Here is a 15,456-nt window from a genome sequence, read left to right on the forward strand (position 1 = left end):
CCACATTCAGCTCCCCCTTATTCCAATTTCATCATCTGCTTTTTCTCAGCCCTCTGCATTCCTGCATTCCAAAACTGGATAGTATCCCCTTCCTTTTCCAAAAGCTCCTCCAGCCGCTTTATCAGATTTTCAACATGCCCCTGCCAGCCAATCCAGTTTTCTTCCTTCAGCCAGCCGTTCCACTGATATTCTTTGCTCCTTTCCCTGCTCCGTCTCAGCATATCTTTCAAATAGTTTCGGATTACCATGACCGTTTTCCGCTTTCCTTCAAACTGCGTTATTTTTGCAAAATTCATTTCTTTGCTTTTTTTATCGGAACCTCCATATAATCTATACTGCTCCCCATCCAGATACGCCATAATGACCTCTGCCAACACCATTGGCTTTGTATGCACTTTCCCATCTTCGCACACATCCCCATAAGCATCCCAGCATTTGCTTCCCCCACTCAACTTCTCCAACTGCAAATGCCCGTCCTTTGGAAGTATCTTTTCCAGCTCGATTATAATATCCAGCCCTTCATCCGACTCTAAGGCTTTGATTCCCCAGCATCCCATTTCCAAACCTCCTGATATCGTTTTTATTTTACCGTGATTGCCTGCACCACAGACCGGGTCAGGTTTATCGCCCCCTGCGCCGCATAAAATGCCCCCGTTACATTAGCCCTCGTTGTTGTATCCAGCCCAAACTGCCCTGCGATCCGGGGGACTTCCCCTGCCGATAACATCAGCCCCATCCCCAACAGCGCATGGTCCTTTACTGCCATCAGCCCTGCCGTCAGGATCACTGCCTGCAAAAAAGCTGTCAGGCACAGCCCTACCACCTGCTTGCACCAGCTGATAAATCCATCTGTATATCCCCGCGGGACACTGAACAGATAAAGGCTTCCAACAGAAATCTGGATGAGAAGGATGCCTCCCCTTTTTAAATTTGCAAAAAACACCTTTATGACCGCATATCCCATCAAGATCAAAAGGAATATCATTAAAATCGGGCTGTCTACTGCAGATATCCCGCCAAACACGCCCGACACAGCTGCTTCCTGCCAGGTCCCGGCATCCTTTAGCGAGGAAAGTATCCGCTGCGCCGCCTCCCCAAATGTCTCCCCGGAACCGCTCAGGCCACGCGTCAGACTTGCCTGCAGCGATACACACAGGCGGTACAGCTCCACCGGCACGGTCGAAAACAAGCTTGCCGCAAAAAAGCCCTTCAACGCATTTACCCCAGTTTCCCGTATGCTCCCTCTTCCATTTTGATACTCTATCCCACACTCAAACCCTGCTACCACAAGACCTGTCACATACAAAGCCCATGCCAGACAGGAAAAAAACATTACGATTGCCTGTACCCATTCCATTTCAAACAGGTCTGCCCCCATATTTCCCATCTGAGCAAAAAAGCTTCCCAAAAATCCTACGATCTGTCCATAGACCCAGTCCGTAATCTGCCCCAGGACCGTGTCCGCAACAAAATCCCATATAAACATCTGCCGCTCCCCTGTCCCTTTTTATCAGATTCCGAGTATCTTCCATACATACATCGGCGCAGTCAGCATCAGCACAAGACACACAAATAAGATAGCGGGCGGCGCCCAGTCAAACTGCCCGTGTTTGCGGTAATCAAAATATGCTGTCCCCAGCTTCCCGAAAAAGAAAACTGCCAGGATCATATCTATCGCCGGGAACACCACGTTGTCCACCACAGTTTTTATCTGCCCTGCCGCACTGCTCCATGTTTCCTCGATCACGCCCGCCACATTTGCTTCCTTTGCACACACGGGGAACGCCATCATCCCTGCCGCCAGCATGACAGCCCCCAGTAAACACACGACTTTTTTTGTTTTCTGCATTTAAAATCTCCCTTCTTTTTCATCTCCACGGATTCTGGGGCGCGATATGCCAGTCTTCCCATAGGTTCCCCTGTATCTGCAAGGTATCCGTCAGATTCCTGGCAAGCATCCCCGCCGGAGTCCAACAATCCATCAGCCATGTATATGGCGTATAACTTCCATCCGGATACCAGATTGGAGTAAAATGGGTCCTCCCCCTGTAAGTGCTGTAGCTGTTTTCAAAAAATTCATGGGTCATGCCATAGCCATCCCCCATGCGCTCTAATAATCTCCAGAAGGTTTTATATCCGAATTCCGGGAAATAGGTGACTGCATTCTGCGCAGGGGTTACCGCATCCGGCTGGTCTGTCTGCACAGAAGTCATGACCCTTTCATGAAACCCGTATCCTGATTTCATCGTTTTCCCATTTGCAGTCGGGGATTTTTCATCCCCCCAAAGCTCCATAGATGCACTCAGGCTGGCAGAATGACGTTCCAGCAAAAACTCCCACCAGCCTTCGTCAACCCAATATCCCTCTTCCTCTGCCTCCGGTGTCTCATGCCAGACCCATTCTGCCTTCCACCACGGCTTCCACACACTCCATCCTGTCGTTGTTGCTTCACTCCGATAAGGTATCTGCACAGCCTGAAAGCTATCGTTTCTATCGTCCGCATTCGGGTCCGGAGGGGGATTTTTCCCAAGCTCTGTAATCCTTGCCGTAATGATCCCTTTTTCTGCAGTTCCGCCTCCCTCTACCGTTACAGGGATTTCCATGACCTGCTCCTCTTTTGGCGTTGTCCATCGTACCCATGCCAGCTGTTCCTCCCCTTCCGGATAATAGACATTTTCTACCCTGTAATCACGCCCACCTATCTGAAATGTCACAGTTACCGGATGCTCCGGGTCGCTCTGTCCCCCCTTGATCCGGACAGACGTGATGACTTCTGTATTTGTCCGGTATTCATAGTCATAGCTCGCTACTTCCGGTCCTTCCGGCAGGATATCCTGAAACCGGACAATCCCAAGCCCAAGGCTGCTTTTTATTTCTTCATCCGATACCGTCTGGTCCGTGCTCTTTCCCCACGCCGGATATCCTAAATCCCCTGTTTCCAAAAACATGGACAGCGGAAGGTTTTTATGCGTAAAAGATACCATCCGCTTCCGCAGCCCGCCGCTTAGTTTCTCATCATAAAGCGCAGCTTCCGTAGCGGTCGTTGCGATCATGCTCCCCTGAAAACGGTAATAACCGACCGGCTCTAAAAGCAGCTTATATCCCCCGCTTACCAACACTTCAAAGTCCATCCCGGTCAAACCTGCGATACTCCTGATGACCTGTTCATCCGTAAAATAATTTTTGATCGCTTCGATATTGGCAGCACCATTGCTTTGAGAACTGATAATCTTAGGCAGTGCCTGCGCAGGGTTCACATATTCATAAGTGCCTGTATCCACTGACAGGGCAGTTCCTCCAGAATAAGAAAGTTTACATACCTTCCCGAAAGAGTAATCTATTTTCGGTTTTTTGTTTGTCAGGTCGACCGGCCTTGTGACCGGCTCCCTGCCCTCTGCCCGGACCACCGTCACACGCACCCCGTCATTGCCCGGCGACCACACATTCTGGCTGCTCCCCTGCCCCATGCTTCCCCCGCCGCCGTCCACATTTCCATCCCCCACTGCCTTCACTGGAATGGCACACAGCCAGCAACAAAGGAACACAGCACATAAAATCCTCCATTTTCCTTTCACCGCTTTCCTCCCATATACGAAAAAAACACCGCTCTATGCGGTGCTTTTCCCCATGATGTTTAATCCATCACGCCTATCTTATTTCCGTTTTCATACATATCCTGCGCGACAGTTCCCGAGCTGCCGCCGCCCTCATTTTCCACCCAGCCAAAGCCCGGTATAAAAATCTGTCCACCATCCGTGTCGCCCGCCTGAGGTTCCTCCTGCCCCGTTGTTTCCCCCGGTGCATTTTCTCCCGGCTGCTGATCCGGGTTTTTTAACGCCTCCTCCGGCACCTCCGGTTTTTTCACATCCAGCTGGATGCTTTGCACAGTGTCCTTCTCCTGTCCGTCATCCGCCCCATTCTCCAAGCCATCCTGTGCTGTCTCTCCCGATTCGGTTTCCGATTCTGTTTCAGCCTGCAGGCTCTCCGGTTCTGTCTCCACTATCCCATCCCCGTTTTGCGCCCCTTGCCCTTTTTCTTCCTCCTGTTCCATATCCACCGTTATCTCTGTAACTTCCCCGGTTTCTGCCTCAAACCGTTCCTCCGGCACAGCTTCCGGCTTTAGCTGGAACCAGATTGCCACCAAAAGCCCTGCACACAATAAAATGCCTCCTAAAACCAGAAGATACCTTTTTGCCTTTTCTGTCAGTTTCATCTCTCTTCCTCCATATTTATCCATTGTTCCCCTGACCACAACATACTATAAACGGTCCGCAAAGTCTATCACTACCTAAAAAACCTCCGTATATCCTGCCTGAACTTTCAACTCCATCTCAAGCGGTAATAACATTTTCCCTAAAAAACGCACCGGGGCTTCCATCCGGATTATTCCCTCCGCTTCAAAACGCTGTGTCCCCGACGGGTCTGATGGCGCAAACGGTGCATTCCGTATCGTAACTTCCAGCCCATCCAGCGCAAATTCTTCTGTCTGTCCATCCCCCATATATTTGAAACGCCTGCCGCCATCCAGCTGTGTCCCAAGTATTCTGTCCAGCTGTCCGTACACATCCCCCGTATCCAACGTTTCTTCCCAGGCATCCTCCCCAAAGGGCTGATAACTTCCGGAATATCCCTCCCGCACACCATGATAGACCCCTGCATAATTATCATTTACCACGGAGATGATCGCATCTTCCAATGCATCCCTTACTCCGACTGCAATAATCTGGAGCCGGAAATACTCGCTGATTCCGCAAAAAATGACCAATAACGCCAACGTTACCGCTGCCGCCATCGGAACTCCTGAACCGCCCTTCCCCTTAAGGCATTCTATCGTCCTGCACACCAGTCCTCTTATCTTTTCTTTCCGTCCGCCTTTTATTTCCAATACACCTCCGATTTCCCTGACGCCTCTGCCCGCAATGTGACCGGGAACGAACCAAATTTTCCAAACAGACCGATATTTGTTTCATAGGTGAGCGTTACGGACACATCCTTATTTAGCTGTATCCGCCCCTCCTGCGACCATGAGATATCCGGTTCCAGACCTGTTTTTTCAATCAGGCTTTCCTCCCGACGGTCGGTTTCTGCCCCCACCCGACCTGATATTTCCGCTTCCCGCACCAGCTCTGTAGCAAACACATCCAGCTGCTGTTTTTTTACAAACACCGGGAGTACCTGCACACACAGCGCCAGCACCAGCATCCCGCACAGGACCAGAACGACCATATCCACATATCCTTCCCCGCTCCGGTCCCGCCACAGCCGTTTCCACCGTTTTCCCATCTTTCCCCTTCTTTCTTTAAAACATCCCGCCCAGATTCTCTATTGCCACATAACAGATGATCGTAAGATATGTGAGCAAAAAACACATCAGCATCACAAAGGAAAACACCCTTATCTTAGGCGGTATCTTCTGCGCCTCTGCCTTTAACCTCTGCAGTTCGATCTGCTTAAAATCATGGGACAGCATCTGAAAATACACAGCACTGTCATCCCCGCGCAGCACCCCTATCAGCCCCCTTACCACATCCGACAGCATCGGGGAGTTGATTCTTGATTCAAAACGTGTTAATGCAGCTTCATAGTTAGAGGACCTCATATCCGCTATCAGGATATCCAGCTCACCTGAAAGGCTCTCTCCCGCATTCATGCGAAACCGCTCCAGCATCCCGACCACATTCCTGCCTGATTTTAATTCCTGTTCGATCGTTGCGACCAGCCGCGGAAGCTGCGCTTCAATCTCATCCCGCTTTGCTTTCAACCGTTCGTCGGCCTTTTGCATCTCCTGAAAGTATAGCAGCACCGCCAAAATGACGATTACCGGGGTTAAGAGCGGAACAAAAAGCACACAGGGGATGGTACCCAATAATACTGCCCCTGTCTTTACAAGGGCATACGCCTGATAGACTTCCGGGGAAAGGTTCATTCCCCCTGCCTTTAATATCCGGTCCAGCCTCCCTCTCCGGTATGCTTCCATATGGATATATTTTGACAGATACACTGCCGCTGACATCAGACAGGCTTCTATGGTCTTTACCGTCTTTTTTTCCTGCCGGACCGTCCCCAGCATCGCCCGCGCCGTCCTGAGCGTCGGGAGCCTTAAAAAAGAGCTTGCCAGAAAAAACAGCCCCATCGCCAGAAATACACCAAATAAAAAAAGAAGAACTGTCACTGGTATTACCTCCTGTACTCGATCGGACGGGTCAGTTTCACTACAAAACCCGCTGAAATAAAAATTGCTGCCGCTGTCCCTGCAAGGATGACCTGCCCCAGGACAGTATGCATCAGCACTCCGTACCACTCTTTATTTAACAGATACATCAGCGGGATATTCCCAACCACAAAGATGACCATGATCAGAAACTCCTTTCTCGGCTCTGCGATGAGGTATTCCAGCTCTGCGTTTACATTACGCATATCGGATAATTTTGACACGATCGGTACAAGCGTCGTTTTCAGGCTGCGGTCTCTCTGACAGTCGCTGAGAGCATCACACCATTCCCCGAACACCTCATTATCAATCCGTCTTTTCATCGTATGCAGTGCTGCGTCAATATCCGGGTCCACCATCCGCACCTGCATCAGAAACGCTCCAAACACTTCTGATACCGGCGGGTTCAGATACGAAATATTTTCTTCTACTGCCGTCACGATGTCCTCCGTCCTAAGGTATGCCGTCGTTATCACGGACAACGCTGTTTCCAGCTCCGCCGATACATCCCTTTTGTAATGGTGCGCGGTCAGCTTCACATACCAGAACGGGAGAAACAAAAATCCTGACGCCAAAACCGGGGCTAAGAGCAAACTCCCCAAAAGCCCTGCCAAGACCGCCCCGATCAAAAACAGTATGAGCGAAACGGCGCACACCATTGAAAACCGTTCCCCCCGCCCGGTCAATTCAAGCACTTCCTGTGCTTCCAGAATCTCCCGGCGCAGGATTCCCTTCTTTCGTTTCCCTGTCGATTCCCTGATTTTTTCCCTGATCCCCTGTCTGGGATGGATAAACGAATCAAACAGCCCCTCTGTAAATTCTGATATATTGAGATTCAGAAGCAAAAAAAGCCCTGTTACCAGCCCTGCACAGGCAAGCGTTTCTATTGCGATCATTTTTTCTGTCCCTTCCTTCCATTCAACGGTGCAGCAAGCCGCACCAACATCTCCTGCGGCATCCCATTCTCCATCAGCCGCCTCCTAAGGCTATCCGAAATGGCATTGACCCTCCGGTGGCTGCCTTTTACAATAAATTTCCCGTTTTCGATCCGGTTCTCCTCAATCTGATACTCAAATAATGGCCGGAAGCTCCGTGTCCCGTCCGGAAGTATCTCGCATTCCATGATCTCCATTAAACGCCTTTCCTTGTTTTCCAGCTGCTTACAGAACGCAACGATCGGATACGCTTCCGTCACAAAACCCATCAACGTTTCATCCCGCATCTCCACTGCACGCTTACACAGGGAAACCATCCGGCGGTATGTCGCATCACAGCTCATGGAATGGATCGTCGTCACGACCGCCACTCCCGTCCGTGCCGCTTCCTGCGCCGCATTTGCCTCCGGTCCCCTCATTTCCCCGACTACGATAATATCCGGATTAAACCGAAGGGCCATATCGAGCAGCGCCGTCTGGTCAATCCTCTGCCTCTCATTTTCACTGTCACGGGTCAGGGTATGGATTACGGAATTTACCACCCGTCCCTCTTTTCTGCGTACCAAAGCCAGCTCCCTCGAACCGTTCTCGATGCTGTAAATACGCTTATTGTCCGGTATGGTTGTCAAAAGCCACCCCAGAAGTGTTGTTTTTCCCGAGCTGGTTGCCCCCGCCACACACACGGAAATGCCATATCGGATACACTCCGCCAGAAAATCCAGCATTTCCTCCGTGGCAGTCCCGCCATCTATAAAATCCTCTTTTTTCATATTCTGCGGGTTTACGATACGGATTGACGCTGCGACACCCACATCTTCATCCACCACCGGGGTTTTTAGCACAGCAATGCGGATATTTTTAGCCAGATGTCCCAGCACGCTCGGGCTGGCATCATCCAGCACCATACCGGATACATGCAGCATCCGACGGACCACATTGACCGCATGCTCCGGGCTTTCAAAATGTTCCTCCAGCTTTCTCGTCTCCCCGCCCGAAAACTGTACCTCCACATCGTCCCATGCGTTGATGTCAATCTCCTCGATCCCTTCTCCGTAAACATATTTTGTCAGGAAGCCAAATTCCGCCATCTCGGAATAAATAGCATCGATCAGCTCCTCCGTCCCCATCCCTGCCACACATATCCTGTGGTCCTGGATATACTTTCCTGCAAACCGCCTGATCTGTGCTTTGACCTCATCGCTTCCCCCCGCCGTTACAAGACCGCTGTACTCCTTTGACAGATACCCCTGCACTTCCCGAAGCACGGAAGAAAAATCCCGGCTCTCTCCTGAGGCAAAAAACAGGTCGCTGCTTTTCATCCTGCCCGGTTCTTTTCCTGTGCAGGGTCTGTTTTCAGGTAAACGTCCCTTTTCTTCTTTCTGCTCCCTTTCCGTCGCCGCCTCTGTTTCCTCTACATCTGGATTTTTAAAAGCTTCAGATAGGTCTGCGCACCATCCGGCCCGGCTTCGCCTTTCGCCTAACATCCAAACACCTCCCCGGTTACCGCCTCTATCGCCCTCCGAAAGCCTCTGCTCTCCTTTAATCCCAGCTCTTTAAACAGGTTTCCTTGCAGCACCTGCTCTTCCACTTCTCGGGAATATGGAATCTGGAATACGGTATTCCCCAACACCTGCTCCATATGTGCGCTCGCTTCATTCGGCCGAACATTACTCGCAGCCTTATACTGCTTGTCCGCATCCCATTTACTTTCTTTCAAAAGCGGCAGCTGGCTGGAAAAATAGCTGACAGATTTCAGGTCGCACCCTGTCAGCCTCAACACAGAATCAGCCTCCATCAGGGAAACTGCGGAAAGGATGTCGTTGGCGATATAGCTGCTGCAGTCAATGATGATACATGGTGCGATCTTCCTCAAACACTCCAGCAGTTCCTCTGCCTGCACCCTTTCATATTGCGGATAAGTGTATTCATTCTCCCCTTTCCGCATTCCAAGGATTGTCAGATGCCGGAGTTTCTTATGGGTAATACAATGATGCCGCACAAGATTCTCCGTCACATGGGCTGCTGCGAGGATACTTCCTAAAGAATGCTCTTCTTCCAGCTCCCCCGGAGGACAGATACAGGGCAGCATTGGCGTATTCATATCGCACAGAAGCAGTGCTACGTCCTGCTTCTGCATTGCCAGCCGCATGGCAAGCTTGGATGCGACTGTCGTTTTTCCGCACCCCGGACTCCCCCACACCGCAAGCATCTGGTTTTCCGGTTCCTCCCGATACGCTTCCTCTTCCTCTGGCTGATGGCAGAAAATGCTGTTTTTTATAAAATTCAAGGCTCCTGCACCTCCTGCGGCTCTTCTGTACTTTCTTCGCTTTCCTGTATTTCATCTGCAGACAGGCTTTCCTCTGCTGTATCTTCTGCTTCAGCATCATTTTCAGGCAATTTATCGGTTACATGCACTTCCATATCTTCTGTCTGTCCGTTGTCCTTCCCGTCCTTTTCTTTTTCCAATCCCTTTAAAATGGAATCCTGAGCAGCCACAAATTTTTCAGCATTTTCCCGTTCTCCACGATAGACCAGGGATAAATGGATTTTCCCTTCCGCCTCCAGCTCTGCCAAAAGCTTTGATTGCTCCGGGGCTGCCAAAAGCGTTACGGTTCCCGGAAGCTCTTTTTCTTCCCCTTCTTCCTGCGCTTCTGTATTCGCATCATTTCCGCTGGATGCCGTTACCGCGATCACTTCCATGTATTTTAATTCCGGCAGTATTTCTGTCGTCCCCTGCTTTTTGTAATCCGGCGCGATCACTGAAACAATATCCCCGCTCTTTAACTTTCCGGACAAGCCATTGGCAAAGGCTTTTACAGAAATGGAGATTGCCTGTTTTTTTCCATCCAGATGATACAGATAAGCATTTTCTGCAGCCGGTTCCACTTCCACCTTGGAAGTCAGGATATAGTCCCCTTCCACAAAATCTGCCACCGCATACTTCCCGATCACCGCATAAGGGTTTCGCGCTACATTTTCAGGAAGATTAAAGCTTCCTACTTCCACTGTCTTTACCATATCCGCCGTAATCTTTTCCCCGCTTTTAATCTGCTTTACGACCCGCACGATCTCCGCCTTATTTGCAAGACTTTTGTTAAAAAGCGGCGTGATGCCGAAACAGATCAGCAGTGCCGCTGCAATACACATTACCCCCAAAACTGTCCGATTCTTAAAAAACTGCATTGATATTCTCCTTTTTCTCTACAAGAGAGGGGCGGTCTGGATACCGCCCCTCCCTGTTACGCCTGTTTTCTTCTGCGCCCAAAATAAATCCCTATTGCCGTGGCAGCGGCCATGATCCCTAACACAAGCATTCCTTTTTTTCTCATCTCATCCATCCTCCTGTCTGTAAACAATAAATAACAGCTGCTCCAAAGCACAAAAAAGGGCACAATGGAAAACCCTTTTCCTTTCCATCCGCCCTTTTTTGCAAATAGACATATCCTAAAAACAATACCAGGCCGATCAACGATGCGCTGACCGCCCCCTGCAGACCGAGGACCATTCCACTGCTCCCTGCCAGCTTAATATCCCCGCCGCCAATCCCTTTTCCCTCTTTTCCGCATAATGCCGCAACCAAATACGGCACTAAAATGAATCCTCCCAGAATATAACACGGGGAAACATTCAAAAATAACACCCTCAGGCATGCCGTCATCACAATCCCTGCCTGCAGCCGGTCTGAAACCTCCCGATACCAGATGTCCCTGACCGAAACGGCTGCAAGCAAAGAAAAAAAAGCTGTAGAAACCAGCATTTCCATCCAAAACACCTCTGCAGCCTGAAATGCCGGCTCAGCCTGCATAATCAAACATCTCCTTGACCCGGTTCGTCAGCGTGGGCAGTACCGTATCATTAAACAATGCATACAGCCCGGCAAGAAGCAGCGCCCCCAATACCACTGCGATCAGGATTTTTACTGCGGTATCCACATATCCTTCTCCCGACGTTTCTGCCAGCTTTGTCTTTGCCTCCCATACTTTCATGACTACAGCCGTGTGGGCTTTCCTTACCTGATTTCTCCATTTTCCCATCTTCCCATTCCTCCATTTTTTCATTGCATCTGCACATACCCTGCTTCTTCTCCCGGTCCCGGCGGTGGGCTTCCATATCCCTGCACTGCCGCTGTCTGTACCTCCCTCATCACCTGCCGGTATGCCCCCAGAACCTTTCCATAAAGCTGTTCCCTGAATTCTGCAGTTACAGGAAAACATACTTCCGAATAACCATCCACTGTTTTACGGCTTGGCATTGACACGAACAGACCGTCCCTGCCTCCTTCTACAATTTTGATTCCCCGCACTCCAAAGCATCCTCCGATCGTTGCAGATGCGTAAGCTCTGATCCCACCCTGTCCTCCGGGCGGGCACACGGATGTAATCCGTACCTCTACCTCCTGCATAATGTGCTCTCCTTTTTCTTTTGTTCTGTTTTTTCATGACCTCCCCTTCCTCGTGCTACATTTCTAAACATGACTCCATCTCCGGCTCTGCTCCCTCAAACGGTATCTGTACAAACCCGATCTGATCCACATAATAAAATGTGCTTCCGTGTCCATCATACAGTTCTAGGACATCGCTGACAGACAGGACATGCCCCTTGTATCCTTCCGGAAGCTTTGCCTGAAACGCATAATAGAGGCTTTCAAGGTCATCCGTCTTGGCGATCCCGTCATAGACTATCCGATACTTTACCCTGTCCGGTTCCCCAAACAGCCTCTTTGTCTCCGCATAGCTGATAAATTTCATCTCAATATCCACTCCCGGGTCTAACTGCCATACTCTTACCCGCTTCACACCTCCGGGGGCTTCCTTAATATCTTTTCGGCTTTCCAGCAGTTCAAACGTCCTTTCTTCCCAAACGATATCCCTGATCTGCCCCTGCTTTTTCAGAAACCCCTCCAGCTCCGACGTGTGGAATACAGGGTCTGCCACCGCATATCCCTCCCTCACATATCCGGCACGGTTCCCATAGAACACGATGATCCCGTTTTCAATCCATACCTGCTTTGCCATCTGTTCCTCCCAAAATCCTTTTATTCAAGCAGGTCGCCCGAAGGCTCTACCCTTTTCCCCTGTCTTTCCTCCAGTATTACCTGTCCGTCCAGACTACAGATTTTGATCCGGTACTGGTATCTTTTCTGCATCAGTACATATCGGTGCGCTTCCTCCATACTTCTTAAGGCAACCCCATCCGACAATCTGCCATCCTCTAAAAAACAATACCCCCAGTACCGCCCATTCCCCTCCGGCTTTCTTCCACCCGGACAAATCTGTGACAGATGCAGCCTTTCCTTTTCCCCGAGAAGTTCCGGCCGCAATATACCGAGCATATTTTCACGCCACCCGATATGTCGTTCCCCGTTTTCCAAACAGATCAGCCGAAGCGCCCCCCTTTCTGCTAAAATCCCGGAACCTTCTCCCCCGAGGCACAGAAAAATCTGGCCGCTTTTCTCCTCCTGCCTTAACACGACCACCCTGTCTATAAGGCACTGGGAGCCATCACATGGTTCGCAATCTTTCTCTGTATACATCTTTATATACCTCACATTTCTCCTGCACCTTCCTCTGCCGTCATGTCCTCTACTGTCCCGTGTGTCTCTCCAGACGTCTCTTCCTGTCCAAGCTCAGTCTCTTCTACACCTCCGTCCTCGGATGGAACGCCCGTCTGGATTTCTTCTGTTTCTGCAGGTTTCTCTATGACCTCTTCTGTTTCCGGAAGCGTCCCGGCCTCTTCCGTACTTTCCTCTGTACTCTCCCCTTCTGTCTCTGCTTCGGTCGGGCTGTCTGTATCTACAGTTTCCTCTTCCGTTTCGGGTACATCCCCATTCTCCGGTTTTGGCATCGGCGGCGGAGGCGCTGTATCTGCCTGCGGTCTTACGATCAGCTCCAGGCCTATTTCCGGCACTTCCATCACACGCGGGCTTGTATCCATTTTTCCGGCTTCCGGATACACGATGTGCGCTCCGGTAATCTGACCATCGCTGAGTCCACAGCCCAGCTCATAATAAATCGGCTTCCCATCCTCTGATGTGGGCAGCTTACATTTTAAACTTCCGCGCTTATTTGCCGGCTGGTCACCGCAATCATAAGCAACTCCCCAATACGGGTCGCCGCCAGCCCAGTCCACCCAGATCGGATGGGATTTGCAATGGCTGTTATGCTCATGCGTCCAGTTATAGCAAGCGTTCTGATGGGTATGGTAAACTGCCTTTGTATAGCAGCCACCCTCCACATCCTGATGTGCAACCTCCCCCACATGCGTCCCCTCTGCGTCTGTGTGGTAATGGTAATCATAGGAAATTTCCCCCGGTACCTCCTGCACGCCGATCACAAGCTTCTGGGGAATCTGCAGGATAGCTTCCCTAAATTGTGAAAATGTGGCATCCTGACTTACTTCCATCCCTTTTGTGAGCAATGCGGATGCCAATCCCTGCTTTCCATTACTCACAAATGTAAAAACCGATTTTAACTGGTCGTTTAATTCCGTTTTAAGCTGCGTAAGAAATTCCTGCATACTGGTCTGATACGCGCCAACAGCATTGCCGACCCCTTCCAGCCCTGCATTCATGCTGGCGTTATGCTGCGTAATGCTTTCTTTGATACCGGAATGCCCTTCCTGTACCTTCGCACCATGGGCAGAAATACTATCTAAAATAATCTGCTGGTTCCCCTTCAAATCTATTCCCAGCTCCCCGATAGCATCCTGACCGGCACCCTGCGCCTCCTGCAATTTCTCAAAATAAACTTCCAAAGCACTATTCAAGGAAGAAAAAGACGCATTCAGCTGATCCAGGTTTTGCTGCATTGATGTCCCGAGGCTTGCCCGCATCCCGTCAAGCACCTTTAACGTTTCTGCATGATCGGCTTCTGTATCCGCTGAAAGCTGTGTGATCAGTACCTCCAGCTGCAGATATGCAGCTTCCAGTTCACCGTCTATCTTTTTTGTGGCTTCCTCGATAGCATGCATCAGCTCCTGACAGTTTTCCTCCTGTTTCTGGTCCATCGTTTTCAGCGCAGCACCGATCTGTTCTTTTGTATCAGAAATCTGCACATGGATTTCCGACAGCCGTTCCTGAAGCCCGGCTGCAGACAGATTGATGTTTTCAGACAATTCTTCTAATGATGCCTTTGTCAAAAGCTCCATCGAAGAGAAACGGCTTTCTATATATTCCATATTTTCTTTTGCCGTTCCCTGCAGATTCTTCTCCAGCTCTTCCAGTATCCCTTCCAGCTCACTCTTCTTGTCAGCCATCTCTCCCTTTAAATCTGTACCGAGCTCTGCAAGCGCTTTCTGTCCGCTCTCCCCGATTTCCGTTAACTGCTCCTGTGTCTTTTTGACCGCATCGTCCAATTCCTGAAACTGCTTTAACAGCTCCTCCTGATGCAGCTGCCCTTTCTGAGCCATCTCTTTTAATGTATCCGAAAGGGTTTCCTGTGCATCTGCCAGCTGCTCCCTGACGCCCGAAATCTGCTTTTGCAGCTCTTTTGAGCTTTCCCGTAGCGTTTCTTCATGTGCTGCATGATATTGCTCCAGCTTTTCCTGTGTCTGTCCGACTGCCTGATCGACCCGTGAAAGCCCTTCCCCAATCTCTTTCATGGACTCCGAAACCTGTTCCCTGATCAGTTCCGTTTTTTCCTTCAGATTTTCAACAGATGTCCCAAGAGACTCCCCTTGAGAAAAAACCTGCTCCAGCGTATTCTGGTTATCCTGTATCTGAAGGTCCAACTGCGTCAGATGCTCCGAAACGGACGACAGGTTTTCTTCCATCTGCGCTGTCACACTGCTTTCCAGATGTTTGACCGTCGTCTGCGTCTTTTGCTCCGATGTGTACACTTCCTGATAGGCATTCACATATAAATCCGTAAGAGCTTCCGCCAACTGATGGATTTCCTCTCCGGAAAGCCCTAAATTTAATTCCAGAATCGCCTGTTCCAGCGCTTTCACCGCAGATTCACGGTCAAAGGAGCTTCCATCCCCGAACAGTCCCTCCAGCATCCGGATTGCGGTATCGATCACTTTTTCCTTTTCGCTCTCCCCCAGTCCCGAAAGCATCTCCAGCCCATTGTCCTCTCCCTCCAGATATGCTTCAAAAACTTCCTGCATGGTCGGGATTTTTTCCCTGCATCCATGCATAAGTCCTCCTGTCAAAAGTGCCGCTGCCACAATTCCTGCCCCTGCCAGCAAAACGATACGATTCCTTTTTCCAGTTTCCTTCTTCTGTCTATTACGGCTGGTTTCACAGCCATCCTTTTTTCTTTTTTCCATCATCTTTTCCTTTCTTCTCATTAATCGTTTTCTCTTCTGGAC

At 50.2% G+C, this 15,456-nt stretch carries 19 protein-coding genes; all 19 read right to left on the bottom strand.

Translation table 11 applies throughout. The features are described from left to right. Positions 1-17: 17 nt before the first annotated feature. Complete coding sequence (locus tag OCV62_RS08805) at positions 18-557, bottom strand: DUF4259 domain-containing protein (protein ID WP_021915694.1); 540 nt, start codon at positions 555-557, stop codon at positions 18-20. A gap of 23 nt (positions 558-580) precedes the next feature. Further along, positions 581-1,486 (bottom strand): conjugal transfer protein TrbL family protein, encoded by a 906-nt coding sequence (locus OCV62_RS08810; RefSeq protein ID WP_021915693.1) that lies wholly within the window; start codon positions 1,484-1,486, stop codon positions 581-583. A gap of 24 nt (positions 1,487-1,510) precedes the next feature. Beyond that, positions 1,511-1,849: a DUF3852 domain-containing protein gene (locus OCV62_RS08815; RefSeq protein ID WP_021915692.1), complete on the bottom strand. Its 339-nt coding sequence runs from the start codon at positions 1,847-1,849 to the stop codon at positions 1,511-1,513. Positions 1,850-1,868: 19 nt separating this feature from the next. Further along, complete coding sequence (locus OCV62_RS08820; protein WP_330667333.1) at positions 1,869-3,575, bottom strand: DUF8193 domain-containing protein; 1,707 nt, start codon at positions 3,573-3,575, stop codon at positions 1,869-1,871. A gap of 59 nt (positions 3,576-3,634) precedes the next feature. Continuing rightward, positions 3,635-4,213, bottom strand: a complete 579-nt coding sequence (locus tag OCV62_RS08825) for a DUF6550 family protein (protein ID WP_021915690.1) — start codon at positions 4,211-4,213, stop codon at positions 3,635-3,637. A 75-nt stretch (positions 4,214-4,288) separates the two neighbouring features. Then, positions 4,289-4,843: a hypothetical protein gene (locus OCV62_RS08830; protein WP_412271412.1), complete on the bottom strand. Its 555-nt coding sequence runs from the start codon at positions 4,841-4,843 to the stop codon at positions 4,289-4,291. A gap of 32 nt (positions 4,844-4,875) precedes the next feature. Then, complete coding sequence (locus OCV62_RS08835) at positions 4,876-5,283, bottom strand: DUF4320 family protein (protein ID WP_021915688.1); 408 nt, start codon at positions 5,281-5,283, stop codon at positions 4,876-4,878. A gap of 16 nt (positions 5,284-5,299) precedes the next feature. Beyond that, positions 5,300-6,172 (bottom strand): secretion protein F, encoded by an 873-nt coding sequence (locus tag OCV62_RS08840; RefSeq protein WP_262586105.1) that lies wholly within the window; start codon positions 6,170-6,172, stop codon positions 5,300-5,302. A 5-nt stretch (positions 6,173-6,177) separates the two neighbouring features. Continuing rightward, on the bottom strand, positions 6,178-7,107 hold the full coding sequence (locus OCV62_RS08845) for a type II secretion system F family protein (RefSeq protein ID WP_021915686.1): 930 nt from the start codon (positions 7,105-7,107) through the stop codon (positions 6,178-6,180). Then, complete coding sequence (locus OCV62_RS08850) at positions 7,104-8,630, bottom strand: CpaF/VirB11 family protein (RefSeq protein ID WP_262586107.1); 1,527 nt, start codon at positions 8,628-8,630, stop codon at positions 7,104-7,106. Before OCV62_RS08850 ends, OCV62_RS08845 begins: the two co-directional genes overlap by 4 nt. After that, the gene (locus tag OCV62_RS08855; RefSeq protein WP_021915684.1) at positions 8,624-9,433 is read right to left on the bottom strand and encodes a P-loop domain-containing protein; all 810 of its coding nucleotides are present in this window, start codon (positions 9,431-9,433) and stop codon (positions 8,624-8,626) included. The genes OCV62_RS08850 and OCV62_RS08855 overlap by 7 nt, the downstream gene beginning before the upstream one ends. After that, positions 9,430-10,329, bottom strand: a complete 900-nt coding sequence (cpaB, locus tag OCV62_RS08860; protein WP_021915683.1) for a Flp pilus assembly protein CpaB — start codon at positions 10,327-10,329, stop codon at positions 9,430-9,432. Before cpaB ends, OCV62_RS08855 begins: the two co-directional genes overlap by 4 nt. Before the next feature lie 56 nt (positions 10,330-10,385). Further along, positions 10,386-10,475: an LPXTG cell wall anchor domain-containing protein gene (locus OCV62_RS08865; RefSeq protein WP_021915682.1), complete on the bottom strand. Its 90-nt coding sequence runs from the start codon at positions 10,473-10,475 to the stop codon at positions 10,386-10,388. Further along, positions 10,472-10,951 carry a prepilin peptidase gene (locus OCV62_RS08870; protein ID WP_262586110.1) on the bottom strand — a complete coding sequence of 160 codons (480 nt, stop codon included), beginning with the start codon at positions 10,949-10,951 and terminating at the stop codon, positions 10,472-10,474. Before OCV62_RS08870 ends, OCV62_RS08865 begins: the two co-directional genes overlap by 4 nt. Next, a complete protein-coding gene (locus tag OCV62_RS08875) occupies positions 10,941-11,132 on the bottom strand; it encodes a DUF6133 family protein (RefSeq protein ID WP_262586241.1) in 192 nt (63 codons plus the stop codon). The genes OCV62_RS08870 and OCV62_RS08875 overlap by 11 nt, the downstream gene beginning before the upstream one ends. Before the next feature lie 68 nt (positions 11,133-11,200). Continuing rightward, positions 11,201-11,548, bottom strand: a complete 348-nt coding sequence (locus OCV62_RS08880; RefSeq protein ID WP_262586112.1) for a SpoVG family protein — start codon at positions 11,546-11,548, stop codon at positions 11,201-11,203. Between the two features lie 55 nt (positions 11,549-11,603). After that, positions 11,604-12,161, bottom strand: coding sequence for a YodL domain-containing protein (locus OCV62_RS08885; RefSeq protein WP_262586114.1), 558 nt, complete (start codon positions 12,159-12,161; stop codon positions 11,604-11,606). A 20-nt stretch (positions 12,162-12,181) separates the two neighbouring features. Next, the gene (locus tag OCV62_RS08890) at positions 12,182-12,679 is read right to left on the bottom strand and encodes a hypothetical protein (protein ID WP_021915678.1); all 498 of its coding nucleotides are present in this window, start codon (positions 12,677-12,679) and stop codon (positions 12,182-12,184) included. Between the two features lie 11 nt (positions 12,680-12,690). Next, positions 12,691-15,417, bottom strand: a complete 2,727-nt coding sequence (locus tag OCV62_RS08895; protein ID WP_262586116.1) for a coiled-coil domain-containing protein — start codon at positions 15,415-15,417, stop codon at positions 12,691-12,693. Positions 15,418-15,456: the final 39 nt, after the last annotated feature.

Source organism: Gallintestinimicrobium propionicum, assembly GCF_025567525.1.
Classification (GTDB): Bacteria; Bacillota; Clostridia; order Lachnospirales; family Lachnospiraceae; genus Gallintestinimicrobium; species Gallintestinimicrobium propionicum.